At 69.6% G+C, this 23,711-nt stretch carries 25 protein-coding genes and 2 tRNA genes; 12 read left to right on the top strand and 15 right to left on the bottom strand.

Going from position 1 to position 23,711, the window contains the following annotated elements; genetic code table 11:
- Positions 1 to 3: 3 nt before the first annotated feature.
- From BK819_RS07330 to BK819_RS07340, 3 genes are read right to left on the bottom strand one after another with little or no spacing between them, the layout of a single operon-like run.
- On the bottom strand, positions 4 to 483 hold the full coding sequence (locus BK819_RS07330) for a GNAT family N-acetyltransferase (RefSeq protein WP_071328549.1): 480 nt from the start codon (positions 481 to 483) through the stop codon (positions 4 to 6).
- 11 nt (positions 484 to 494) lie between these two features.
- The gene (locus tag BK819_RS07335) at positions 495 to 2,342 is read right to left on the bottom strand and encodes a DEAD/DEAH box helicase (protein ID WP_371259827.1); all 1,848 of its coding nucleotides are present in this window, start codon (positions 2,340 to 2,342) and stop codon (positions 495 to 497) included.
- Positions 2,343 to 2,389: 47 nt separating this feature from the next.
- A complete protein-coding gene (locus tag BK819_RS07340; RefSeq protein ID WP_071328551.1) occupies positions 2,390 to 4,090 on the bottom strand; it encodes a long-chain-fatty-acid--CoA ligase in 1,701 nt (566 codons plus the stop codon).
- A gap of 64 nt (positions 4,091 to 4,154) precedes the next feature.
- On the opposite strand from BK819_RS07340, the gene gatC reads away from it, so the two are divergent.
- Genes gatC through BK819_RS07370 form a run of 6 tightly spaced genes read left to right on the top strand, consistent with a single transcriptional unit; the run spans position 4,155 to position 9,707 of the window.
- On the top strand, positions 4,155 to 4,454 hold the full coding sequence (gatC, locus tag BK819_RS07345) for an Asp-tRNA(Asn)/Glu-tRNA(Gln) amidotransferase subunit GatC (RefSeq protein WP_025103377.1): 300 nt from the start codon (positions 4,155 to 4,157) through the stop codon (positions 4,452 to 4,454).
- Complete coding sequence (gene gatA, locus BK819_RS07350) at positions 4,451 to 5,968, top strand: Asp-tRNA(Asn)/Glu-tRNA(Gln) amidotransferase subunit GatA (RefSeq protein ID WP_071328552.1); 1,518 nt, start codon at positions 4,451 to 4,453, stop codon at positions 5,966 to 5,968. Before gatC ends, gatA begins: the two co-directional genes overlap by 4 nt.
- On the top strand, positions 5,968 to 7,482 hold the full coding sequence (gene gatB / locus BK819_RS07355; RefSeq protein WP_071328553.1) for an Asp-tRNA(Asn)/Glu-tRNA(Gln) amidotransferase subunit GatB: 1,515 nt from the start codon (positions 5,968 to 5,970) through the stop codon (positions 7,480 to 7,482). Before gatA ends, gatB begins: the two co-directional genes overlap by 1 nt.
- Positions 7,483 to 7,530: 48 nt before the next feature.
- A complete protein-coding gene (locus BK819_RS07360; RefSeq protein ID WP_071328554.1) occupies positions 7,531 to 8,787 on the top strand; it encodes a DNA polymerase IV in 1,257 nt (418 codons plus the stop codon).
- Positions 8,788 to 8,824: 37 nt separating this feature from the next.
- The gene (locus tag BK819_RS07365; RefSeq protein ID WP_071328758.1) at positions 8,825 to 9,142 is read left to right on the top strand and encodes a hypothetical protein; all 318 of its coding nucleotides are present in this window, start codon (positions 8,825 to 8,827) and stop codon (positions 9,140 to 9,142) included.
- Complete coding sequence (locus BK819_RS07370; protein WP_083391695.1) at positions 9,126 to 9,707, top strand: hypothetical protein; 582 nt, start codon at positions 9,126 to 9,128, stop codon at positions 9,705 to 9,707. Before BK819_RS07365 ends, BK819_RS07370 begins: the two co-directional genes overlap by 17 nt.
- Positions 9,708 to 9,713: 6 nt before the next feature.
- On the opposite strand, the gene BK819_RS07375 is transcribed toward BK819_RS07370, so the two are convergent.
- The 6 genes from BK819_RS07375 to orn form a co-directional block, all read right to left on the bottom strand.
- Positions 9,714 to 10,211, bottom strand: a complete 498-nt coding sequence (locus BK819_RS07375; protein WP_071328555.1) for a DUF2017 family protein — start codon at positions 10,209 to 10,211, stop codon at positions 9,714 to 9,716.
- Entirely contained in the window at positions 10,208 to 10,507 is a 300-nt protein-coding gene (gene clpS / locus BK819_RS07380; protein WP_071328556.1) for an ATP-dependent Clp protease adapter ClpS, read from the bottom strand. Before clpS ends, BK819_RS07375 begins: the two co-directional genes overlap by 4 nt.
- On the bottom strand, positions 10,498 to 10,845 hold the full coding sequence (locus BK819_RS07385; protein WP_025103385.1) for a metallopeptidase family protein: 348 nt from the start codon (positions 10,843 to 10,845) through the stop codon (positions 10,498 to 10,500). The genes clpS and BK819_RS07385 overlap by 10 nt, the downstream gene beginning before the upstream one ends.
- Before the next feature lie 32 nt (positions 10,846 to 10,877).
- The gene (locus BK819_RS07390; RefSeq protein WP_060922772.1) at positions 10,878 to 11,507 is read right to left on the bottom strand and encodes a LysE family transporter; all 630 of its coding nucleotides are present in this window, start codon (positions 11,505 to 11,507) and stop codon (positions 10,878 to 10,880) included.
- A 67-nt stretch (positions 11,508 to 11,574) separates the two neighbouring features.
- A tRNA-His gene (locus BK819_RS07395) sits at positions 11,575 to 11,650 on the bottom strand.
- A gap of 36 nt (positions 11,651 to 11,686) precedes the next feature.
- Complete coding sequence (gene orn, locus BK819_RS07400) at positions 11,687 to 12,313, bottom strand: oligoribonuclease (RefSeq protein ID WP_071328557.1); 627 nt, start codon at positions 12,311 to 12,313, stop codon at positions 11,687 to 11,689.
- Positions 12,314 to 12,374: 61 nt separating this feature from the next.
- Here orn and BK819_RS07405 point away from each other — a divergent pair.
- Positions 12,375 to 12,447, top strand: a tRNA-Arg gene (locus tag BK819_RS07405).
- Positions 12,448 to 12,475: 28 nt separating this feature from the next.
- Here the strand turns inward: BK819_RS07405 and BK819_RS07410 are convergent.
- Positions 12,476 to 12,748, bottom strand: a complete 273-nt coding sequence (locus tag BK819_RS07410) for a hypothetical protein (protein WP_083391696.1) — start codon at positions 12,746 to 12,748, stop codon at positions 12,476 to 12,478.
- 206 nt (positions 12,749 to 12,954) lie between these two features.
- On the opposite strand from BK819_RS07410, the gene BK819_RS07415 reads away from it, so the two are divergent.
- From BK819_RS07415 to BK819_RS07430, 4 genes are all read left to right on the top strand, one after another.
- Positions 12,955 to 13,410 (top strand): single-stranded DNA-binding protein, encoded by a 456-nt coding sequence (locus tag BK819_RS07415; protein WP_083391697.1) that lies wholly within the window; start codon positions 12,955 to 12,957, stop codon positions 13,408 to 13,410.
- Between the two features lie 9 nt (positions 13,411 to 13,419).
- The gene (locus tag BK819_RS16780; protein WP_071328558.1) at positions 13,420 to 13,905 is read left to right on the top strand and encodes a hypothetical protein; all 486 of its coding nucleotides are present in this window, start codon (positions 13,420 to 13,422) and stop codon (positions 13,903 to 13,905) included.
- An 80-nt stretch (positions 13,906 to 13,985) separates the two neighbouring features.
- Entirely contained in the window at positions 13,986 to 15,665 is a 1,680-nt protein-coding gene (ettA, locus tag BK819_RS07425) for an energy-dependent translational throttle protein EttA (protein WP_025103391.1), read from the top strand.
- A 7-nt stretch (positions 15,666 to 15,672) separates the two neighbouring features.
- On the top strand, positions 15,673 to 16,161 hold the full coding sequence (locus BK819_RS07430) for a thioesterase family protein (protein ID WP_025103392.1): 489 nt from the start codon (positions 15,673 to 15,675) through the stop codon (positions 16,159 to 16,161).
- 8 nt (positions 16,162 to 16,169) lie between these two features.
- Here the strand turns inward: BK819_RS07430 and BK819_RS07435 are convergent, their stop codons facing one another.
- Positions 16,170 to 17,057, bottom strand: a complete 888-nt coding sequence (locus BK819_RS07435) for an acyl-CoA thioesterase II (RefSeq protein ID WP_071328559.1) — start codon at positions 17,055 to 17,057, stop codon at positions 16,170 to 16,172.
- Positions 17,058 to 17,107: 50 nt separating this feature from the next.
- Here BK819_RS07435 and BK819_RS07440 point away from each other — a divergent pair, with 50 nt between their 5' ends.
- Entirely contained in the window at positions 17,108 to 17,773 is a 666-nt protein-coding gene (locus tag BK819_RS07440) for a hypothetical protein (protein WP_071328560.1), read from the top strand.
- A 31-nt stretch (positions 17,774 to 17,804) separates the two neighbouring features.
- Here the strand turns inward: BK819_RS07440 and BK819_RS07445 are convergent, their stop codons facing one another.
- The 4 genes from BK819_RS07445 to pepN all read right to left on the bottom strand — a co-directional run bounded on the left by BK819_RS07445 (position 17,805) and on the right by pepN (position 23,616).
- A complete protein-coding gene (locus tag BK819_RS07445) occupies positions 17,805 to 19,469 on the bottom strand; it encodes an FAD-binding dehydrogenase (RefSeq protein ID WP_071328561.1) in 1,665 nt (554 codons plus the stop codon).
- Positions 19,466 to 19,915, bottom strand: a complete 450-nt coding sequence (locus tag BK819_RS07450; protein WP_071328562.1) for a globin — start codon at positions 19,913 to 19,915, stop codon at positions 19,466 to 19,468. The genes BK819_RS07445 and BK819_RS07450 overlap by 4 nt, the downstream gene beginning before the upstream one ends.
- Positions 19,912 to 20,988, bottom strand: a complete 1,077-nt coding sequence (locus BK819_RS07455; RefSeq protein ID WP_071328563.1) for a mechanosensitive ion channel family protein — start codon at positions 20,986 to 20,988, stop codon at positions 19,912 to 19,914. Before BK819_RS07455 ends, BK819_RS07450 begins: the two co-directional genes overlap by 4 nt.
- A 75-nt stretch (positions 20,989 to 21,063) precedes the next feature.
- On the bottom strand, positions 21,064 to 23,616 hold the full coding sequence (gene pepN, locus BK819_RS07460; protein ID WP_071328564.1) for an aminopeptidase N: 2,553 nt from the start codon (positions 23,614 to 23,616) through the stop codon (positions 21,064 to 21,066).
- Positions 23,617 to 23,711 lie beyond the last annotated feature (95 nt).

Consider the following 23,711-nt stretch of genomic DNA (forward strand, 5'->3'; position numbering starts at 1 on the left):
GGATCAGGCGCTCTCCGGCGCCGCCGTGGTGGGAGCGAGGAACTGCCGCAGCCGTGGGGAGTCCGCGAACCCCAGCTCCTGATAGAGCCCGACGGCTGCTTCGCTCGAGTGCACGGTGATCCGTTCGGCGCCCACGGAGACTGCGTGAGCGCAGGCCGCGGCGATGAGACCGCGCCCCGCTCCTCGTCCCCGATGCTCGGGAAGGACGAAGACGCTCTGGATGTCCGCGGAGAGGCGGTGCGGAGCACCCGGCCGCGGCACGCGAGGCACGAGGGCGACCCACGCCGCGCCGACGATGCGGTCGTCGTCATCGCCACGCGCGACGAAGGCCACGTGGGTGCGGTCGTGGGCCCGCCACCAGTCGCCCAGCTCGGCGGTGAAGGCGTCGAGCGACCGACCGGCCGTCAGGTCCGCGGGCACGTCCTCCCACTTGAGCTGGGCGAGCGCGGCCAGATCCTCCCTGCCGGCGCGGTCGATGCGCATTGTCGGTCCGCTCAAGCCTTGTGGCGGGGCTTACGGAAGGGCTTCTCCTCGCGGTCGCGGGGCGCCGGGCGATCGTGGCGGTCGCGCCGATCGGTCCGGTCGTAGCGGGGCGGTCGGCCACGGCCGTCGCCGTCGCGCGAGGACGACCCGCGGCGCGCCCCGGGCCCACGGTCGGGGGCGATCTCGATCAGGCGTCCCGAGATGCGCGTGTCGCGGAGCTTGTCGAGGACGGCGGAGTCGAGGTTCGCCGGGAGCTCGACGATCGAGAAGTCGGGACGGATGTTGATCGCGCCGAAGTCGTCGCGTCCCAGGCCGCCTTCGTTCGCCAGCGCGCCGACGATCTGCCGCGGTTCGACGCGGTGCCGCCGTCCCACCTCGATCCGGTAGGGGGTGTAGTCGCCGCGCCCGCGACGCTCCCGGGGCTCCCGCGGCTCCCGCGTCTGCCGCTCGCGCGGAGGACGGTTGTCGGCGGCGACCGCCTGCGACAGGGCGTCGTCTGCGGGGTCGAGGAGCAGCGGCGTGGAGCCCTGGGCGACCACGGCGAGAGCGGCCGCGACGTCGCCCTCCGGCACGTCGTGGTGCCGGACGTAGTGGGCGATGATGTCGCGGAACGCGTCGATGCGCGACGTCTCCGACAGTGCGGTCGTGATGGCGTCGTCGAAGCGGGCGAGCCGCGTCGTGTTCACGTCCTCGGTGCTCGGCAGCTGCATCTGCGTGGGCTGCTGACGCGTCGCCTTCTCGATGTGCTTGAGCAGGTAGCGCTCGCGCGGGGTGATGAAGCTGATCGCGTCGCCCGTCCTTCCGGCCCGTCCGGTCCGTCCGATGCGGTGCACGTACGACTCGGTGTCGGTGGGGATGTCGAAGTTGACGACGTGGCTGATGCGCTCGACGTCGAGGCCGCGGGCGGCGACGTCCGTGGCGACGAGGATGTCGAGCTTGCCGTCCTTGAGCTGGTTGACGCTCCGCTCGCGCTGCACCTGCGGCACGTCACCGTTGATCGCGGCGGCGGAGTACCCGCGGGCGCGGAGCTTCTCGGCCAGGGTCTCGGTCTCGTTCTTCGTGCGGACGAAGACGATCATCCCGTCGAAGTTCTCCACCTCGAGGATGCGGGTCAGCGCGTCCACCTTCTGCGCATACGAGACGACGAGGTAGCGCTGGGTGATGTTCGTGTTGGTCGCGGTCTTGGACTTGACCGTGATCTCCTCCGGGTCGCGGAGGTACTGCTGCGCGAGGCGGCGGATCTGCGCAGGCATCGTGGCCGAGAAAAGGGCGACCTGCTTCTCCTCCGGCGTCTGAGCGAGGATCTGCTCCACGTCCTCCGCGAAGCCCATCTTCAGCATCTCGTCGGCCTCGTCCAGCACGAGGTACTGGAGCTCGGAGAGGTCGAGGGTGCCCTTGGCCAGGTGGTCCATGATGCGGCCGGGGGTGCCGACCACGACGTGCACGCCGCGGCGGAGGGCGGACAGCTGCACACCGTATCCCTGACCGCCGTAGACGGGCAGCACGTGCACGCCCTTCATGCGGGAGGCGTAGGACTCGAACGCCTCGCAGACCTGCAGCGCGAGCTCACGGGTCGGTGCGAGGACGAGGGCCTGCGGCGTCTTCTGCGCGACGTCGAGCCGCTCCAGCACGGGCAGGGCGAAGGCGGCGGTCTTGCCGGTTCCGGTCTGCGCCATGCCGACGACATCGCGGCCGGCGAGGAGGGTGGGGATGGTCGCGGCCTGGATGGGCGACGGGGTCTCGTAGCCGAGATCCTTGATGGCCTTGAGGACCGGCCCAGTGATGCCGAGGTCCTCGAATCCGGGGGTTGCAGGGGACTCGTCGGGGGCGTCGGCGGGGGTCACTTCTTCAGGGGTCACTTCCCAAGGGTAGCGCGCCCGCCCACCCGGTACCTGTGCGGCCCCGTTCAGCCGCCCGCGGTGAGTGCGAGCAGCTTCTCCTTCACCTGCCGGCGCAGCACCTTGCCGATCAGCGACTTCGGCAGCTCCTCGACGATGAACACGCGGCGCGGCACCTTGTACGGCGTGAGGATGCTGCGCGCATACTCGCGGATCGCCTCCACGTCGACGTCGGCACCGGGATCGACGACGATGGCCGCGACGACCTCTTCGCCCGAGTGGTCGCTGGGCAGCCCGACGACCGCCGCGTCGGCGACCGACGGATGCTGGCGCAGCGCGTTCTCCACCTCGGTCGGGGCGACGTTGAAGCCGCCGGTGATGATGAGCTCCTTGATGCGGTCGACGATGCGCACGAAGCCGCCGTCGTCGATCGTGACGATGTCGCCCGTCCGGTACCAGCCATCGACGAACACAGCCTCGGTCTCCTCGGGCTTGCCGTAGTAGCCGGAGAACACCTGCGGGCCTCGCACGATGAGTTCGCCGGCGGAACCGGCCGGGACGTCCTCGGTGGGATTCTCCGGATCGACGACGCGGCACTCCGTGCCCGGGAGAGGGAGTCCTACGGTGCCGGGAACCCGGTTGTCGGCGACCGGGTTCGCCATGAGGACGGGCGAGCACTCGCTCAGCCCGTAGCCCTCGACGAGGTAGCCGTGCGTGGCGGCCTCGAACGGGACGACGAGCTCGTGCGGCAGCGCCATCGCGCCGGAGATCGCGACCTCGATGCCCTCGAGGGAGACGCCCTTGGCGTTCGCGGCGGCGAGAAGCCGGTCGGCGATGGGTGGGACGAGCGGGAGGAACGTCGCCGGATGCTTCTTGACGACGTCGAGCACGAGGTCCGGGTCGAACTTCGGGAACAGCACCAGACGCGCGCCCATCGACATCGCGAAGGTGAGGCAGAGCGTCAGTCCGTAGGCGTGGAACATGGGCAGCACGGCGTACACGACGCAGCCCTTGCCGCGCTGGATCGACGGCACCCAGGCCTGGGACTGTGCGGCGTTGGCGAGGAGGTTGCGGTGCGTGAGGGCGGCGCCCTTCGGCGTGCCGGTGGTCCCGGACGTGTACTGGATGATCGCCAGGTCGTCCGTGCCCGGCTGGGGATGCGAGGCGGGGATCGGGTCACCGGCGAGCACCGACTCCCAGAGCACGGTGCCGCGGACGCGCTCGGTCAGCGCAGCCCGCGACTCCCTCGCCTTCGCGACCGGCAGCCGGAGGGCGAAGCGGGTGAGGGCCGGCATCGCGCGCGTGACGTCCACGGACACGAGGGTCGAGACGGCCAAGTCGCTCGGGAACTCCTGGACTGTCGCGACGACCTTGTTCCAGACGATCGCGTGCTTGGCCCCGTGGTCCTCGAACTGCTTGCGCAGTTCGCGAGGGGTGTAGAGCGGGTTGTGCTCGACCACGACCGCACCGAGCCGCAGCACGGCGTAGAACGCGATGATGTGCTGCGGGCAGTTCGGCAGGACGATGGCGACCGGGTCACCGGCGCGGACGCCGAGATCACGGAGCCCCGCCGCGGCGCGATCGATCGCCTCCTGCAGCTGCGCGTAGGTGGTCTCCCGGCCGAAGAACTGCAGGGCCGGGGCATCCGGGTAGTCCCTGGCTGATGCGGCGACGATGTCCACGAGGGAGCCGCTGACGGGGGCGAGGTCCTCCGGAACGCCGTCGGCGTAGCTGGCGATCCACGGGCGAGGGGGCTGGAACGTGCTCACGCGCCCAGCTTAGGCGGGCCGCGCCGCGCCGAGCGGCGGGCGGCTCGCCAACTAGACTGGGGGCGTGTCTGAAATCACCCCTGATCTTGTGCGCCATCTCGGCGTGCTCGCGCGCATCCAGCTGAACGACGACGAGGTGACGCGGCTCACGGGCCAGCTCGACGCCATCGTCGACAACATCGCCAAGGTGTCCGAGGTCGCGACCGCCGATGTCGCCGCGACCAGCCACCCGATCCCGCTGAGCAACGTGTTCCGTCCCGACGTGGTCGGCGAGACGCTCACGCACGAGCAGGTGCTGCAGAACGCCCCGGACCAGGCCGACGGCCGGTTCCGCGTCACCGCGATCCTGGGAGAAGAGCAGTGAGCGACATCATCCGGCTGACCGCGGCGGAACTCGCCGACAAGCTCGCGACGCGGGAGGTCTCCAGCGTCGAGGCCACGCAGGCGCACCTCGACCGCATCGCCCAGGTCGACGACGACGTCCATGCGTTCCTGCACGTCAACGAGCATGCCCTCGGCGCGGCGGCAGACATCGACGCTCGTCGCGCCGCGGGGGAGGACCTCGGGCCGATCGCCGGTGTCCCGCTCGCGATCAAGGACGTGCTCGTCACGACGGATCAGCCGACCACGAGCGGCTCGCGGATCCTCGAGGGGTACCGCTCGCCGTACGACGCGACAGTCGTGGCCCGCTCCCGAGCTGCCGGCCTCATCGCGCTCGGCAAGACGAACATGGATGAGTTCGCGATGGGCTCCTCGACGGAGCACTCCGCCTACGGCCCGACCCGCAACCCCTGGGACCTCGACCGGATCCCCGGCGGCTCGGGTGGGGGCTCTGCCGCCGCCGTCGCCGCCTTCGAGGCACCGCTCGCCCTCGGCTCCGACACCGGCGGATCGATCCGCCAGCCTGCGCACGTGACCGGCACGGTCGGCGTGAAGCCGACCTACGGCGGCGTCAGCCGCTACGGTGCCATCGCGTTGGCGTCGAGCCTCGACCAGGTCGGCCCGGTCACCCGCACGGTGCTCGATGCGGGTCTGCTGCACGACGCGATCGGCGGCCACGACCCGAAGGACTCCACGTCGCTCGACGAGCAGTGGCCGTCCTTCGCGGCGGCTGCACGCGAGGGTGCGCGCGGGGACGGCCTCAAGGGTCTCCGCGTCGGCGTCATCCGCGAGCTTCCCGACAGCGGTTTCCAGCCGGGCGTCGCGGCCTCGTTCCGCAGCGCGCTGGCGCTGCTCGAGGCGCAGGGCGCCGAGATCGTCGAGATCGGTGCACCGCACTTCGAGTACGGCGTCGCGGCCTACTATCTGATCCTGCCGGCCGAGGCCTCGAGCAACCTGGCCAAGTTCGACTCGGTCCGCTTCGGCCTCCGGGTCACCCCGGCGGGCAACCCGACGGTGGAGGACGTGATGTCCGCGACCCGCGACGCCGGTTTCGGCGACGAGGTCAAGCGCCGCATCATCCTCGGCACCTACGCTCTGTCGGCCGGATACTACGACGCGTACTACGGCAGCGCGCAGAAGGTCCGCACGCTCATCCAGCAGGACTTCGCCGCGGCCTTCGCCGATGTCGACGTCATCGCCACGCCGTCGGCCCCGACCACGGCCTTCAAGCTCGGCGAGAAGATCGACGACCCGCTGCAGATGTACCTGAACGACATCACCACGATCCCGGCGAACCTCGCCGGTGTCCCCGGCATCTCGATCCCGAGCGGTCTCTCGGATGACGACGGGCTGCCCGTGGGCATCCAGTTCCTCGCTCCCGCGCGGGAGGACGCCCGCCTCTACCGGGTGGGTGCCGCCCTCGAGACGCTGCTCGTGGACTCCTGGGGCGCGCCGCTGCTGTCCCGTGCCCCCCAGCTGGAAGGAGGCGCGCGCTGATGGCCGCCGCCAAGCTCATGGACTTCGACAAGGCGCTCGAGCTGTTCGAGCCGGTCCTCGGATTCGAGGTGCACGTCGAGCTGAACACGAACACGAAGATGTTCTCCGACGCTCCCAACCCCGCGAACGAGGCGTACCACGCGGCGGAGCCGAACACGCTGATCGCCCCCGTCGACCTGGGACTGCCCGGTGCGCTGCCGGTCGTCAACGAGACGGCCATCCGCTCGTCGATCAGCCTCGGCCTCGCGCTCGGCTGCTCGATCGCGGAGTCCAGCCGGTTCGCCCGGAAGAACTACTTCTACCCGGACCTCGGCAAGAACTACCAGATCTCCCAGTACGACGAGCCGATCGCCTTCGAGGGGTCGGTCGAGGTGGAGCTCGAGGACGGCACCATGGTGACGATCCCGATCGAGCGCGCGCACATGGAGGAGGACGCCGGCAAGCTCACGCACATGGGCGGCTCGACCGGCCGGATCCAGGGCGCCGAGTACTCGCTCGTCGACTACAACCGCGCCGGCGTCCCGCTCGTCGAGATCGTGACGAAGACGATCTTCGGCACCGATCACCGGGCTCCCGAGGTCGCCAAGGCGTACGTCGCCGCGATCCGCGACATCGTCCGCGGACTCGGCATCTCCGAGGCTCGGCTGGAGCGCGGCAACCTGCGGTGCGACGCCAACGTCTCGCTCCGTCGTCGGGGTGAGGAGAAGCTCGGCACGCGCACGGAGACGAAGAACGTCAACTCCATGCGATCCGTGGAGCGCGCGGTGCGGTACGAGATCCAGCGTCAGGCGCAGATCCTCGCCGACGGCGGCACCATCATCCAGGAGACCCGGCACTGGCACGAGGACACCGGGACCACCTCTCCCGGACGTCCGAAGTCGGACGCCGACGACTACCGGTATTTCCCCGAGCCGGATCTGCTTCCGGTGCAGCCGCCGCGCGAGCTGATCGAGGAGCTGCGCGCCGCCCTGCCCGAGCAGCCCGTCGCCCGTCGGCGCCGACTCATGGACGAGTGGGGCTTCACCCCGCTGGAGTTCCAGGACGTGCGCAACGGCGGTCTGCTCGATGTCGTCGAGGCCACGATCGCCGCCGGGGCCACGCCGGCCGCGGCACGGAAGTGGTGGACGGGGGAGATCACCCGCCTCGCCAATGCGCAGGAGGAGGATGCGGTCGACCTCGTCAGCCCGGAGAACGTCGCGGCGCTGCAGCAGCTCGTCGACGCCGGGACGCTGACCGACAAGCTCGCACGCCAGGTGCTGGAGGGCGTGATCGCCGGTGAGGGCACGCCGCAGGAGGTCGTCGACGCACGCGGTCTCGCCGTGGTCTCGGACGACGGTGCGCTCATCGCGGCGATCGATGAGGCTCTCGCCGCCCAGCCCGATGTGATGGCCAAGATCCAGGACGGCAAGGTCCAGGCCGCGGGTGCCATCATCGGTGCGGTCATGAAGGCCATGAAGGGCCAGGCCGACGCCGCCCGCGTCCGCGAACTCATCCTCGAGCGCGCCGCGCAGTGATTCTCGCCCCTGGGCCTCCATGTCGGAGGCCCAGGGGACAATGGATTCATGGGACACGGTGATGGCAGAGGCCGCATGGTGTCCTCGGCCGATGCCGACGACTCCGGTACGCGCATCCTCCACGTCGACATGGACGCGTTCTATGCGGCCGTCGAAGTGCTGGACGACCCGAGTCTCCGCGGACTGCCGCTGATCATCGGGGCTCCGGACGGGCGCTCCGTGGTCTCCAGCGCCTCCTACGAGGCGCGACGCTACGGCGTCCGTTCGGCCATGCCCGTGTCGCAGGCTCTCCGACTGTGCCCCACGGCACGGATCGTCCCGCCGCACTTCCACCGGTACCAAGAGGTCTCGCGGCAGGTGATGGCGATCTTCGAGTCGTTCACGCCGCTCGTGGAGCCGCTGTCGGTGGACGAGGCGTTCCTCGACGTACAGGGTGTGCGCCGGCTCTGGGGGAGCCCCGCCGGGATCGCGGCCCAGATCCGTGAGCGCGTCCTCGCGGAGGTCGGCATCACGTGCAGCGTCGGCGTGGCCGCGACCAAGCATGTGGCGAAGATGGCGTCGACCATGGCCAAGCCGGACGGGATGCTCGTGGTCGCGGAACACGACACTCTCGCCTTCCTCGCGCCGCGCCCCGTGCGAGCGCTGTGGGGCGTGGGGCCGAAGGCGGCGGAGGCACTGGAGGCCCGCGGCCTCCGCACGATCGGCGACCTCCGCACCGCATCGCCCGAGATGCTGGACCGCGCCGTGGGGCCGGCGCTGAGCGCGAGGCTCGCGCAGCTGGCGCGGGGGGAGGACGCGCGTGCGGTCGACACGGAGCGCGTGGAGAAGAGCATCGGACACGAGGAGACCTTCGACCACGACGTCGCGGATCGTGCCTTCCTCCGCGCCGAGCTGCTGCGGCTGGCCGATCGCGTGGGCGCGCGCCTGCGCCGGGCCGGGTGGGAGACCGCCACGGTTGCGATCAAGATCCGCTTCGACGACTTCCGCACCGTCAGCCGCTCCCAGACATTGCCGGAGCCGACCGCGGTCGGCCAGCGCATCGGCGAGGCAGCGCAGGGCCTGTTCGCGCTCATCGAGCGTCGTGATCCCATCCGCCTTGTGGGCGTCCGTGCCGAGAACCTCCGGCCCGCAGGAGGCAGCGCGCTGGCGCTGTGGGACGAGGACGAGGACTGGCGCAAGGTCGAAGGGGCCGTCGACGAGGCCATGGCGCGGTTCGGTTCGGCGACGATCAGCAGGGCGCGCCACATCGGACGCGGTGAAGGACGGGGCGCCGCGCGGCATCCGAAGGACCACGGCGTCGATTGACCGCGCGCCGCAGGCCGCCGTCGGCTACCGTGGGAACATGCCGAACATTGCACTGGAACTCGGGAATCAGGTCGCGTCTTTCGGCGTGAAGAGCGCGTACGGGGAACCGCAGGAGATCGATGGCGTCACCGTCACTCCGGTGGCGTTCACCTACGCGGGCTTCGGCGGAGCCAGCGGGGACGGCGGAGAAGGTGGCGGAGGTGGCGGCGTCTCGGTGCCGGTGGGCGTCTACGTCCGTCGTGAGGAGGGCCTGCGCTTCGAGCCGAACATCGTGACGCTCCTCGTCGTGGCCGTGCCCTTCGTCTGGGTCACCGGTCGGGCCCTCACGCGCATCATCCGTGCCCTCAAGAAGTGACGATGCGGTCGCAGCCGCCCTCTCGCAGGCCGCGACGCTGATCGTCGAGGACGTGCGCGCACTCGCGGCGTCCAATCCTGTCGTGATCATCGACGGCGGAAGCGGCGCCGGCAAGACCTCCCTGGCTGCGCGCGTGGCACGCGCCTGGCCGGTCGCCGGTCGTGTGCAGGTGATCGCGCTGGATTCCCTGTATCCCGGATGGGACGGGCTGGACGGCGGCGCGGAGCGGGCCCTCGATGGCATCCTCCGGCCGCACGGGCGCGGCCTTCTCGGGGCCTGGCGTCGATGGGACTGGGAGCGCGGCGAGGAGGCGGAGACGCATGCGGTCGATCCCGCACTCGGCGTCATCGTCGAGGGCAGCGGGATCCTGCGTCCGTCCACCGCACGGCTGGCCGACGTCCGCGTCTGGGTGGAGTCCGGGGAGCACTCGCGCAAGTCGCGGGCTCTCGCGCGGGACGGAGACACCTACCGCCCGCACTGGGACCGGTGGGCGGCGCAGGAGCGCCGTCACGTCGAGCGGGACAGCCCCCGCGAACTCGCCACGCGGGTGGTCGAGGTTCCCTGAGCGCACTCAGCGGAGGGCGTCGGCGTCGCTCTCATCCACGGCTTCGATGAGGAGTTCGAGGCGGTATCCCAGCCAGTCGTACACCGCCTGACCGTCGCCGCCGACGTCGGGCGCGTCGTCGGTGATGCCGAGGCGCGTCGCGATCACGAGGCGGATGGCGGTGAGGGTGCGCAGCCAGGCGTCCACGTCTTCGCGGCGCACCAGAACGTCGCGGGAGACGCGGGCGTCCTCATCGGTCACCTCGGCGTCCGGATCGAACACCTGCAGCGACGCGCGCATCGTGCGGGCGTCGTGCAGGCGGCGATCGAGGAGATCCGCGCGGGTGGCCGACGCGAAGGCGACCGAAGCATCGTCGTCGTCCGGGTAGGCGTTCGGGGTGAGCCGTGCCACCCCGGGGTCATCCTGTTCGGTATCCCGGAGCAGTTCCATGAAGTCATCGACGAGCCGGGCCAGATGCATCCCCTCGATCGTGGCGACGGAGAGGGTGATCGGTGGGGTGTTCATACGGCCTTCCTGACGGTGGCCCAGAGCCCGTAGTCGTGCATCGCCTGCGCGTGCACCTCCATGGTCTCGCGGGGTCCGGTGGCCACGATCGCGTGTCCGTCGTGGTGGACGGCGAGCATGAGGCGGGTGGCATGCTCGCGGGTATAGCCGAAGTAGGTGCGGAAGACGCGGACGACGTAGCTCATCAGATTCACCGGATCGTTCCACACGACGACCTCCCAGGGCTCCAGGGGCGCAGCGGAGAGATCGGTGGCTTCATCGATCTCGGGAAGAGCGGTCGACACGGTCAGGCCCATCCGAGCTCGTGCAGGTGGGCGTCGTCGATGCCATGGAAGTGCGCGATCTCGTGGACGAGGGTGGTGTGGATCTCGTCGCGGAGTTCGTCGATGTCCTCGCATTGCGCGAGGTGCGGCTCCCGGTAGACGATGATGCGGTCGGGCAGCTCACCCATCCCGTACTGCGTGCGTTCCGGCAACGCGAGGCCGTCGTAGAGGCCGAGGAGATCCAGGCTCCCGTCCTCAGGACGGTCCTCCACGACGAACACGACGTTCTCGAGCTGCTCGACCATCTCGTCGGGCAGCTGGTCGAGCTCGTCGATCACGAGGGCCTCGAAGGCCGCGGCGTCCATGTCCATCCCCTCCAGCCTACGGGGGTGCGATGGGATCCTCAGTGCAGGAGGACGAGCAGCGCCGCGACGCCGATGAAGAGGCTTCCGAACACGGTGTTGAGGATCCGCTGGCCGCGCGGGGAGCGGGTGAGGCGCCGGAACGGGCGCGCCGCCGTGGCGAAGAACCCCCACATCACCAGGACGTCGACGACCACGACGGTGGCGACAAGAGCCAGATACTGGGGAAGCGGAGGCTGATCGAGCCGGATGAACTGCGGGATGAAGGCGAGGAAGAAGACGATCGCCTTGGGATTCAGCAGGTTCACCCAGAACCCGCGGCGCATCATCGACCAGTGGCTCTCCCGGGCATCCACCGGATCCGGCGCGTCGTCGAGCGCCGGAGCGGGGCGGGTCAGGATCAACCGGATGCCGAGGTACACGAGGTAGGCGGCTCCGGCGTATCGGATGAGGTTGAACAACACGTCCGAGCGCGAGACGAGGAGCCCGACGCCCGCGGCGACGATCACGACATGCACGATGAGCGCGATCTGCTGGCCGATGATGCCCCAGATCGATCGTTTCCAGCCCTGCGTGAGGGAGTTGGACATCGTGTTGATCGCGCCGGCCCCCGGCGTGAAGCTGATCACCACGGATGCGGTGAGAAGAGAGAACCAGACCGCCAGTGACACCAGGACAGTCTAGGGCCGCGGGAGAGGCGAAGAGGCTCGGACCAAACCGGTCCGAGCCTCTTCGAGCTGGGGTGAGTAACGGGGCTTGAACCCGCGACCTCCTGGACCACAACCAGGCGCTCTACCAACTGAGCTATACCCACCATGCGCCCGCCGAAACAGGCAACCCCACGAGTCTATTACATGTTGGAGGCGAACTCCGACACGGTGCGCGCGGCGATCTCCTTGGCGTCGTCGCTGGAAGGCCCCGGCTCGTCCACGAAGACAGCGTCCCGGTAGTACCGGAGCTCGCGGATGGACTCCAGGATGTCGGCCAGCGCGCGGTGGCCGCCGTCTTTCGCCGGAGCCTGGAAGAACACCCGGGGGTACCAGCGACGGGAGAGCTCCTTGATGCTGGACACGTCGACGTTCCGGTAGTGCAACCACTGGTCGACCTGCGGCATGTACTTCGCGAGGAACATCCGGTCGGTACCGATCGTGTTGCCGGCGAGAGGTGCGCGGCGCTCGAGCGGGACGAAGCGGCGGATGTAAGCCAGCGTCTGCTCCTCGGCCTCCTGGAGGGTGACTCCGTGCGGGATCTCGTCGATGAGCCCCGAGGTCTCGTGCATGGCGGTGACGAAGTCGTTCATGTGCGCGAGCGCGTCCGCGCTCGGACGGATGACGACCTGGAAGCCGGGGTCGAGCGGACGGAGCTCGAAGTCGGTCACCACCACGGCGATCTCGACGAGTTCGTCGACCGCGAGATCGAGACCCGTCATCTCGCAGTCGATCCAGACGAGGCGGTCGTTCTCCGAAGCAGTCACCATGTCGCCATCCTATCGACGGCCCCGACATCCAGCGGGGGAGCGCGGTACGGTAGAGACGTCCGCCTCCGTAGCTCAGGGGATAGAGCAGGAGCCTTCTAATCTCTTGGTCGCAGGTTCGAATCCTGCCGGGGGCGCAGGGAAATCCGGTCAAGACGACCGCTGTCAGCAGTGCCGCAGCGCGTCGACGGCGTCATCCGCGCGCCAGAACTCGCCGATCAGCCGGAAGCCGCCCGTCGCCAGGTGCAGCCGCTCCGCGCGGTAACGGAGGCCCAGAGGGTCGGCCACCACCCGCAGATGGCCGAGGACGTGATCGCGGCTGTCCTGGACACGCCACAGGTGATCGGCGGCACGGACGAGATGTTCTCGGCGCGATGCGAGCGGCGGTGCGGCGAGGGGCACTCCGGGAGCGGGTATCGAAGCGGTGGTGGCGGTCATGGTCTCTCCTTCCATGGTTCGAACGTACGACCGACCACCGACATTTGCCCGGGCCCCGGTATCCGCGGATGACCTGGCCTCTTCTGCACAATGCACCGCCGCTCGAGCCCGTCCACGGATCACGGGATCGCGTCCCCGCCACCTGCTCTGCGCGGTGCACGCTGGAGGGCATCCGGCCGCCGAGCCGGCAGCGAGAGGACGAACAGATGATCGACACCGTGACCGTCGTCGGGAGAGTCGCGACGGAGCCCACACCCGGGCGGACGAGCGCAGGAGTGCCTGTCACGAACTTCCGGCTGGCGAGCACGCACCGGCGCTTCGACGCTGCGAGCGGTTCGTGGGTGGACGCAGGGACCAACTGGTTCTCGATCGCGGCTTTCCGTCAGCTGGCGGAGCACGCGCGGGCATCGCTGCGGGTCGGGGACAGCGTCATCGTCTCCGGACGGCTCCGGGTGCGCCCGTGGGAGAGCAACGGGAAGCAGGGGACGAGCGTCGACATCGACGCGGACACGATCGGGCATGACCTCCGGTGGGGGACCACGGCATATCGGCCGAGCGCCAGGCCCTCACCGGCGGAGGAGGGGGAGAGCGGTGACCTCTCGACGGCGGATGATGAGGTGCGCGGCGCGTGGGATCAGCCAGCAGAGAGCGAGGCGGCTTAGACTCTGCTCGTGCTCCGATCGGTCCTCCCGCCCCGCGCTGCGGCGCTCGTGCTCGTCGCCGGTGTCTCGGCCGCCGTCCTCGCCGGATGCGCGCCGGAGCCCGCGGCCACGCCGACTCCCACGGTGACGGCCACCGCCGATCCGACGCCGTCCGCCGCTCCGGCTCTGGTGCCGGACGGGAGCGCCGAGGACAACCTCCCCGTCTTCACGGCGGTGGCGGAGCAGGTCTGGGGGACGGAGCAACGCGGGGAGGGGCGCGCGTACGTCGACGGTCTCGTCGCGGCGGGATTCGATCGGGACGCAATGCAGCTCACGCCGGACCAGTCCACGGTCGGGAATCCGGCGGAGAGCATCCAGTTCTCGGTCCGCTGGGGCGAGGAGGAGTGCCTCATCGGACAGGTCGGCCCCTCCACCGGTGCCGTCGTGACCACGGTCATGCCCCAGCTCGCCGGCGGGCGGTGCCTGGTGGGCGCGACGCGGCCGATCGACTGGTGACTCGCGTACACAGATAAGCCCACTCGCGGCCGGTAGGCTGGAGTGTCGATCTTCGACGCCAACAGAAGGAGCGGTTTTCGGTGGCTGAGTACATCTACTCCATGGTTCGTGCGCGCAAGGCGGTGGGCGAGAAGCTCATCCTGGACGACGTCACGATGGCGTTCCTGCCGGGCGCGAAGATCGGCATGGTCGGCCCCAACGGCGCCGGAAAGTCGACGATCCTCAAGATCATGGCCGGGCTCGACACCCCGTCCAACGGTGAGGCCAAGCTCTCGCCGGGGTACTCCGTCGGCATCCTCATGCAGGAGCCGGAACTCGACGAGTCGAAGACGGTCCTCGAGAACATCCAGGACGGCATCGCCATCAAGGCCAAGGTCGACCGGTTCAACGAGATCTCCGCGCTGATGGCCGATCCGGACGCCGACTTCGACGCACTCCTCGCGGAGATGGGGACGCTGCAGGAGGAGATCGACGCGGCGGACGGCTGGGACCTCGATTCCCAGCTCGAGCAGGCGATGGACGCCCTCCGCACCCCGCCCGGCGACGCGGCCATCGCTCCGCTCTCCGGTGGCGAGAAGCGCCGCGTGGCGCTGGCCAAGCTGCTGCTGCAGAAGCCCGACCTGCTGCTCCTCGACGAGCCCACCAACCACCTCGACGCGGAGAGCGTGCTCTGGCTCGAGCAGCACCTCCAGTCGTACAAGGGCGCCGTGATCGCCATCACCCACGACCGGTATTTCCTCGACCACGTGGCCGAGTGGATCGCCGAGGTCGACCGCGGACGCCTCATCGGCTACGAGGGCAACTACTCCACGTACCTGGAGAAGAAGGCCGAGCGCCTCGACATCCAGGGCAAGAAGGACGCCAAGCTCGCCAAGCGCCTGAAGGATGAGCTGGACTGGGTCCGCTCCAGCGCGAAGGGGCGGCAGACGAAGTCGAAGGCGCGTCTGGCACGGTACGAGGAGATGGCGGCCGAGGCGGAGCGGACGAGGAAGCTGGACTTCGAGGAGATCCAGATCCCCGCCGGTCCTCGACTCGGCAACGTGGTCATCGAGGCCAAGAACCTCAAAAAGGGCTTCGACGGCCGGTCGCTCATCGACGGTCTGAGCTTCAGCCTTCCGCCGAACGGCATCGTCGGCGTCATCGGCCCGAACGGCGTCGGAAAGACGACCCTGTTCAAGACCATCGTCGGGCTGGAGCCCCTGGACGGCGGCGATCTGAAGATCGGCGAGACCGTCAAGATCAGCTACGTCGACCAGTCGCGGTCGTCGATCGACCCGAACAAGACCCTGTGGGAGGTCGTCTCCGACGGCCTGGACTTCATCACGGTCGGCAAGACCGAGATCCCGTCCCGTGCCTACGTCTCGAAGTTCGGGTTCAAGGGCCCGGACCAGCAGAAGAAGGCCGGCGTGCTCTCCGGTGGTGAGCGCAACCGTCTGAACCTCGCGCTCACCCTCAAGGAGGGCGGCAACCTGCTCCTCCTCGATGAGCCGACCAACGACCTCGACGTCGAGACGCTGAGCTCCCTGGAGAACGCGCTGCTCGAGTTCCCCGGCTGCGCGGTGGTCATCACCCACGACCGGTGGTTCCTCGACCGGATCGCGACGCACATCCTCGCCTACGAGGGCACGGACGAGAAGCCCGACCAGTGGTACTGGTTCGAGGGCAACTTCGAGGCCTACGAGCAGAACAAGATCGAGCGTCTCGGCCCGGACGCGGCGAAGCCCCACCGGTCGACGCACCGCAAGCTCACCCGCGACTGAGGCGGCCATGAGCACCGACTCGCCGGGTTCCCGCCTGCACATCCCGATCCACCTCCGTTGGGGCGATCTGGATGCATTCAACCACGTCAACAACACCTCGATGCTCAAACTGCTCGAGGAGGCGCGCGTCCGCGCGTTCTGGCGTGCGGGGCCCGGCGAGGAAGCGCCGTCCACCGCTGTCCTCGACTCCGGGATCGAGGAAGGGATCCTGACGCTCATCGCGCGGCAGGAGATCGAGTACCTCGCTCCGGTTCCGTACCAGCGGCGCCCACTCGAGGTGCAGATGTGGTTCGGGAAGCTCGGCGGGTCCAGCGTCGAGGTCTGCTACGAGGTGCACAACGACCCCGCCGCCGAGCCGCGTGAGCTCTACGCGCGATCCACCGCGATCATCGTGCTCGTCGACGCGGGCACGGGACGGCCGACACGCCTGACGGCGGAGATGCGCGAGGCGTGGGAGCCGTACGTCGGCCCCTCCATCGAGTACGCACACCGCTGAGCACAGCGTCAGCGATCCTCAGGAACCCGGATCATGATCTCCTGAGCGACGCTCGCCACGAGCGTGCTCTCTCGGGTGTACACGCGCCCCGTCGCCAGACCGCGACCGCCGCGGGCGCTCGGCGACTCCTGCACGTAGAGGAGCCATTCGTCCACGCGCGCCGGACGGTGCCACCACATCGCGTGGTCCAGACTCGCGACCTTCAGCCCAGGGAGCGACCAGGACACCCCGTGGGCGCGCAGGATCGACTCCTGGATCGTCATGTCACTGAGGTAGGCGAGTGCGGCACGATGCAGCCGCTGGTCATCGGGGAGCGGGGCCCGAAGTCGCATCCACACCGCCTGCCGCGGAACCCTCTCGTCGTCGTTCGGCAGATAAAGCGGGGAGTCGACGTGCCGGATGTCGGCGGCACGCTCGCTCAGCATGCGCCGTGCGCCGCCGGCGAGGCCGGGCACACGGTCCTCATCGGGAGCGAGATCTTCCGGGACGGGCACACCGGCGGGCATCGGCTCGGCATGCTCCACCCCGGGGTCGGCATCCTGGAACGAGGCGATCATCGAGAAAATCGGCACCCCGTTCTGATACGCCTGGGTGCGGCGGGTGGAGAACGAACGTCCGTCGTGGATGCGGTCGACGGCGATGGTGATGCCCTGGCTCGCATCGCCGGGGCGGAGGAAGTAGCCGTGCATCGAGTGGACGGCGCGGTCCTCCGGGAGCGTGCGCTCCGCGGCCACGAGGGTCTGCGCGAGCACCTGTCCGCCGTAGATACGACCGCTCGGCATCGGGTGCGATGAGCCGGTGAAGATGTCCTCGGTGGTCCGCGCCTGGGTGGCGTCGAGGTCGAGGACGTCGAGAAGACGCTCCACGGTCTGGATGGCGTGCTCGTCGGCGCTCATGTGTTCCCCTCCGCGGCCCCGGGTCGCCGCTCGTTGGTAGTTTAGAACGCGTGACCCCTCAGCTCCTGCTCGCCGATCCGGACACGGCGAAGGATGTCCTCACGTTCACGGGCCGCGCGGCCCGGGTGTCCGACGAGGGTGTGCGTCTCCAGGCTCATCAGGGCGTCCTGGCGCTCACCACGGCGGTCCTCGCGCCTCAGGGGCTCTTCGATCAGACGCCGACGATCCTTGCCATGCGCATCGTCCGTGCCGACCCGGAGCTCGAGTGCGACCTCGTGATCGACGCCCTGAGCCCGACGGACGACCCGCAGCGCCTCGGGCTGCCGGAGACCGCTCTCTCGCCTGCGTGGGCCGGTGTCGCGCCGCCACGACAGGGATGGGCGCTGGAGTCGACGCTTCCCGCCTCCGTCGTCGCACAGCGCGCACAGTGGGGCATCTCCGCGGTCGCGCACGGCGCAGGACCGGGATCCGGCGAAGAGGCGGTGCGCGCGCTCCGCGCGGCGATCTGGGGAGAGCCGGACGACGACCTCGCCGGCCTGCCGCGAGGCGTCGCGTTCGCCGCAGACGCGCTCGGCTTCATCTCCGGCGAAGAGGATGTGCCCGTCACGCGTTCCGGTCGTTGGACGCGGCTCGCGTTCCGCCGCGGCCATGTGCTCGCGCGCGGTCCCGTGGCCTCCGGGCTGACCGGCGTGCGAGCCACCGGCACCCGGGCCTGACGCGGGCACGGGACCGGCGGGCAGCTCGGGATCAGCCGAGGGCAGCCGCTGCGCGTCCGGCCTGACGGCCGGAGAACAGGCACCCGCCGAGGAACGTGCCCTCCAGGGCTCGGTAGCCGTGCGCGCCTCCGCCGCCGAAGCCGCTGGCCTCGCCCGCGGCGAAGAGACCGGGAATCGGCGCGCCGCTTCCATCCAGGGCGCGACCGTCGAGATCCGTGTTGATCCCCCCGAGGGACTTCCTGGTGAGCACGTGCAGCTTGACGGCGATCAGCGGCCCGGCGGAGGGGTCCTGGAGCCGATGCGGGGCCGCGGTGCGGATGAGCTTGTCGCCGCGGTAGGCCCGCATCGAGCGCAGCATGCCGATCTGCGGGTCCTTGCTGAACTCGTTGACCATCTCCCGGTCGCGGGCGACCACCTCGCGGCGTACGGCGTCGATGTCCAGGAGCTCGCCCTCGGGGTGGGCCGCCATCTGCTCCAGCAGCGACTCCAGGTCGTTCTCGACGATGAAGTCCTCGCCCTCGTCGAGGAACGACTGCACGGGCCCCGTCGGCCCTTTCGCGAGGCGGGATTTGAGGAGCAGGGCCACGTCCTTCCCCGTGAGGTCCGGGTTCTGCTCGCTGCCGGACAGTGCGAACTCCTTCTCCACGATCTGCCGCGAGGTCACGAACCAGGAGTGGTCGTGGCCCGTCCGCCGCAGGTGCTCGAGCGTGCCGAGGGTATCGAAGCCGGGGAAGAGCGGCACCGGGAGCCGGTGTCCGGTCGCGTCGAGCCACAGTGACGAGGGCCCGGGCAGGATGCGGATGCCGTGCTGCGGCCACACCGGGTCCCAGTTCGTGATGCCTTCCACGTAGTGCCACATCCGGTCGCCGTTGATGAGGCGGGCTCCGGCGGCGGCGCTCACGCTCTGCATCGAGCCGTCGACATAGGCCGGCACGCCGGAGAGCATGTGCGCCGGGGGAGTGCCGAGGCGCGAGGGCCAGGCCGCGCGGACGAGGTCATGGTTTCCGCCGATGCCCCCGGAGGCCACGATCGTCGCCGTCGCGTCGATCTCGAACGCGCCGATCACGTCTCGGGACGAGGGGACGCCCCGGGCGGAGCCGTCCGACGCCAGCACGCTCCCGCGCGCACCGGTCACGCGTCCATCGGTGAGGATGAGTTCCTCGACGCGGTGTCGGGCGAGGACGGTGAGCCGTCCCTCGCGCTCTCCCTGCTCGACGGCGGCCGCGAACGGCGCGACGATCCCCGGCCCGGTGCCCCACGTGATGTGGAAGCGAGGGACCGAGTTCCCCGGACCGAGGGCGCCGTAGCCGCCGCGCTCGGCCCAGCCGACCACCGGGAAGAAGCCGACACCGCGGGCGCGGAGCCACGAGCGCTTCTCGCCGGCCGCGAACTCCAGGTAGGCCTCGGCCCAGCGCCGTGGCCACTCGTCCTCGGGGCGGTCGAATCCGGCGGTGCCGAACCAGTCCTGGGTCGCGAGCTCGAGCGAGTCGGTGATGCCGAGGCGGCGCTGTTCCGGAGAATCCACGAGGAACAGCCCGCCGAAGGACCACCACGCCTGCCCGCCCAGGTTCGTCCGCGGTTCCTGGTCCACGATGACGACCCGACGCCCGGCCTCGAGGGCCTCCGCGGCGGCGACGAGACCCGCCAACCCCCAACCGATCACCAGGACGTCTGCGGTCGGGGGTGTGGTCGTCATGGGGTCTCCGTTGATTCCTGACGTGAGCGGGTCTCCAGGGTCGTGCGCCCCTGGGGTGCCGTGCCGATGCCGGACGGCTCGAATGTGTTCACCATGGCATAGGCGGCGCGCTCCAGGTAGTCCCAGAGAGTGGTTTCGTGCAACGGGGACAACTGCGCCTCGTCCACGGCGGTGCGCATATGACGAAGCCAACGATCCCGGGCGTCGGGGTCGACCCGGAAGGGCATGTGACGCATCCGCAGGCGGGGATGACCGCGGGTCTCGCCGTAGGTGCTCGGGCCGCCCCAGTACTGCTCGAGGAACAGGAGCAGGCGCTCCTCGGCCGGACCGAGGTCCTCCTCCGGGTACATCGGCTTGAGCACGGGGTCGAGGGCCACCTCGCGATAGAACACCGAGACGATCCTCGCGAACGTCTCGCGCCCGCCGACCTCGTCGTAGAACGTCACTTGTCTGCACTCCCGTCGCCGCCGGTGTTCTTCTTGCGCCGCCAGATGCCGCGATCCGGGATGACGGGCACCCCGGTGACGGCGTTGGGGCGCGTCTTCGGCGGGTTGGCGCCCCGGACGCGGCGCGCACCCTCCAGTCCGGTGGGCACGACGTCCGCGAGACGCGGCACGTCGATCTCCTTCTCCAGCAGAGCGGCCCGGAGACGGCGTCGGAGCTCCTGCGCCACGTCGTCGCGCGCGTTCGCCCTGGTCTTGATGACGGCGCGCACCACGAGGGCGTCCCCGTCCACCGACTCCAGGCCCCACAGTTCCGGCTTCTCCACGATGCGGGTGCGCCACTTCGGGTCTTTCGCCAGGCCCTGCGCCGTCTCCAGCAGGATGTGCTCGACCTGTTCGAGGTCGGAATCCGGCGCCACACCGATGTCGACGATGGCACGTGCCCAGCCCTGCGACATGTTCCCGATCCGGGTCACTTCGCCGTTGCGCACGTACCAGAGGGTCCCGTTCACGTCCCGCACCTGGGTCACGCGCACACTGACGTACTCGACGACGCCGCTCGCCAGCCCGAGGTCGACGACGTCGCCGATGCCGATCTGGTCCTCGGCGACGAGGAAGATGCCGTTCAGCACGTCTTTGACGATGTTCTGGGCACCGAAACCGAGGCCGGCACCGACCGCCGCCGTGAGAAGGGTGAGCGATCCGAGGAGAGCATTGTCGATCGCGTTGACGATGAGGATGATCGCGATGATCACGAGCATCACGTTGACGATGTTCTGCAGGATGGTGCCGAGTGTGCGTGTGCGCTGGACCAGTCGCATGTCGGCCAACGGGGAGCGTTCCAGCGCCTGCGTGTCGTCGACGGCGGCCCTGTTCTTGGCGGTGTCGACGATGCGGTGCACGACCCGCCTGATCACCCGGCGCAGCACGAGCGCGATGAGGACGCAGGCGCCGATGATCAGGGCGATCTGGAGGAGCTTGCCGCCGACCTTGGTCAGCAGCGCGAGCATGTCCACCACCCACGGGGGGAGTTCGGCGGGCGTCGGCGTGGGGGTCGTCTCAGCGGATATCAGCATCGTCTCGATGGTACCGAGAGGGCCTCTGCGCCGGCTGGAAGAGCGGCGGCAGAGGCCCGTGTCGGTGGTGGAGGGTCAGTCCTCGGCGTCGCGGGACTGCGCGGCGAGGGCACGCTCCACGTCCGCGAGGTTCTCCAGCACGAGACGGCGCAGGGCGGGCGGCGCGTCCTGGTGCTCGGAGAGCCAGCCCCGCGTCGCGTCGCGCAGCGCGACGTCGGCGAGAGCGGTGGGGAAGAGCCCGACGATCAGGTACTGCGCGATCTGGTAGGTCCGCGACTCCCACACCGGCAGGAGCATGTCGAAGTACTGCGGCACGAAGGCGCCGAGCACCTCCGCACCCGCCGGATGGACGAAGCCGAGGGCAGCCGAGCGGACGATCGTGTTCGGGGCGTCGTCGCGCGCGATCAGCGCGTCCCAGGCCTCCTGCTTCGCGGCAGCGTCCGGAAGAGCGGCCCGCGCCTGCGCGGCGAACTCCGCACCCTTGGCGGTGTTGTCGGCGGCGAGCGCGGCGTCGATGGCACCGGCGTCGGTCGCGCCGATCGTCGCGAGGCCGACGAGGAGCTGCCAGCTCAGATCGGCGTCCACGTCGAGTCCGGGGAGCGTCTCTTCGCCCGAGCGCAGACGCCCGACGATTCCGGCGTGCTCCGGCGTCACCAGGTTGTTCGCGAAGGCGGTGACGAACTGGAGCTGGCTGTCGCTGCCGGCCTCCGCCGACTCGGCGAGTGCCCAGAGGCCATCCGCCACCTTCAGCCGTGCCGCTCCGCGCTCCGCCGGGGCGACGTACAGGGTCGCGGCCGTGCGCAGCTGCGCGAGGGTGGTGCGGACCGTGGTGGACTCGGTCTCCCGGCCGATGTTGCCGAGAACGAGGTCGATGTAGTCGGACGCCGCCGTCTCCGCGTCGCGGGTCTGGTCCCAGGCTGCTCCCCAGACGAGCGAGCGGGCGAGGGGATCGTGGATGTCGGCGAGGTGGGCGATCGCGGTCGCGAGCGACTTCTCGTCGAGACGGATCTTCGCGTACGCGAGGTCGTCGTCGTTGAGGAGGATGAGGTCGGGACGGTCGAGGCCCTGGAGCTCGGGGACCTCGGTGCGGTCGCCGTCCACGTCGACCTCGATGTGATGGGTGCGCGTGAGCGCGCCGTCCTGCAGCGAGTAGAAGCCGATGCCGAGACGGTGCGGACGGATGGTCGGGTAGTCGGCCGGAGCCGTCTGGGTGATGGCGAAGCGCGAGATCCTGCCGTTGTCGTCCTCGGCCACGACGGGCTCGAGGGTGTTCACACCGGCCGTCTCCAGCCACTTCTTCGACCACGTGCCGAGATCGCGGCCGCTCGTGGCCTCCAGCTCCGTCAGGAGGTCGCTGAGCTCGGTGTTGCCCCAGGAGTGTTTCTGGAAGTACTGCGAGACACCGGCGAAGAACGCCTCGATGCCGACCCACGCGGCGAGCTGTTTGAGGACCGAGCCGCCCTTGGCGTAGGTGATGCCGTCGAAGTTGACCTGCACGTCTTCGAGGTCGTTGATCTCGGCGACGATCGGGTGCGTGGAGGGGAGCTGGTCCTGGCGGTAGGCCCAGGTCTTCTCCATCGCGTTGAAGGTGGTCCAGGCCTCGGTCCACTCGGTCGCCTCGGCCGTCGCGATGGTGGACGCCCACTCCGCGAACGACTCGTTGAGCCAGAGGTCGTTCCACCACTTCATGGTGACGAGATCGCCGAACCACATGTGGGCGAGCTCGTGCAGGATCGTCACGACGCGACGCTCCTTGACGGCGTCGGTCACCTTGCTGCGGAAGACGTACGTCTCGGTGAACGTCACCGCTCCCGCGTTCTCCATCGCGCCGGCGTTGAACTCGGGGACGAAGAGCTGGTCGTACTTGGCGAACGGGTACGGCACGCCGAACTTGGACTCGAAGTAGGCGAAGCCCTCACGGGTCTTGTCGAAGATGTAGTCGGCGTCCAGGTGCTGCCAGAGGCTCTTGCGTCCGTAGACGCCGAGCGGGATCACGCGGCCCGAGGCGCTGGTGAGCTCCGAGAAGGTGGCCTCGTACGGTCCGGCGACGAGAGCCGTGATGTAGGAGGAGATCCGGGGCGTGGGCTCGAAGCCCCAGGTGGCCGAGACCCCATCGTCGTGGACGATGGGCTCCGGGGTGGGGGAGTTGGAGACGACCTTCCACTCCGCGGGGGCGGTCACCGTGAACTGGAAGGTGGCCTTGAGGTCGGGCTGCTCGAAGACGGCGAACACACGACGGGAGTCGGGCACCTCGAACTGCGAGTAGAGGTACACCTCGCCGTCCACCGGGTCGACGAAGCGGTGCAGGCCCTCGCCGGTGTTGGTGTAGAGGCAGTCGGCGTCGACGACGAGGACGTTCTCCTCCTGCAGCCCGGCGAGTGCGATCCGGGAGTCGGCGAAGACCTCGCGGGGGTCGAGCTGCTCTCCGTTGAGCGAGATCTCGCGCACGTCGCGGGCGATGAGGTCGATGAAGGTGAAGCTGTCGGGGGACGCGGAGAAGCGCACGACGCTCCGGGAGCCGAAGACCTCGGCGCCCTTGGTCAGATCGAGGGCGACCTCATAGGAGTGCGTGTCGACGACGTCGCGGCGCGCCTGCGCTTCGATTCGGGTGAGGTTCTCTCCAGGCAAAGCTGTACTCCCAGGGGTGAGGGGATGTAACCGGGGGTCGGCGCAGTTGGCGCCGACGGCAACCATGACAGCCTACGCCAGAGCGACGCGCGCGC

Origin of the sequence: Microbacterium sp. LCT-H2 (assembly GCF_001866135.1) — a bacterium.
GTDB lineage: Bacteria > Actinomycetota > Actinomycetes > Actinomycetales > Microbacteriaceae > Microbacterium.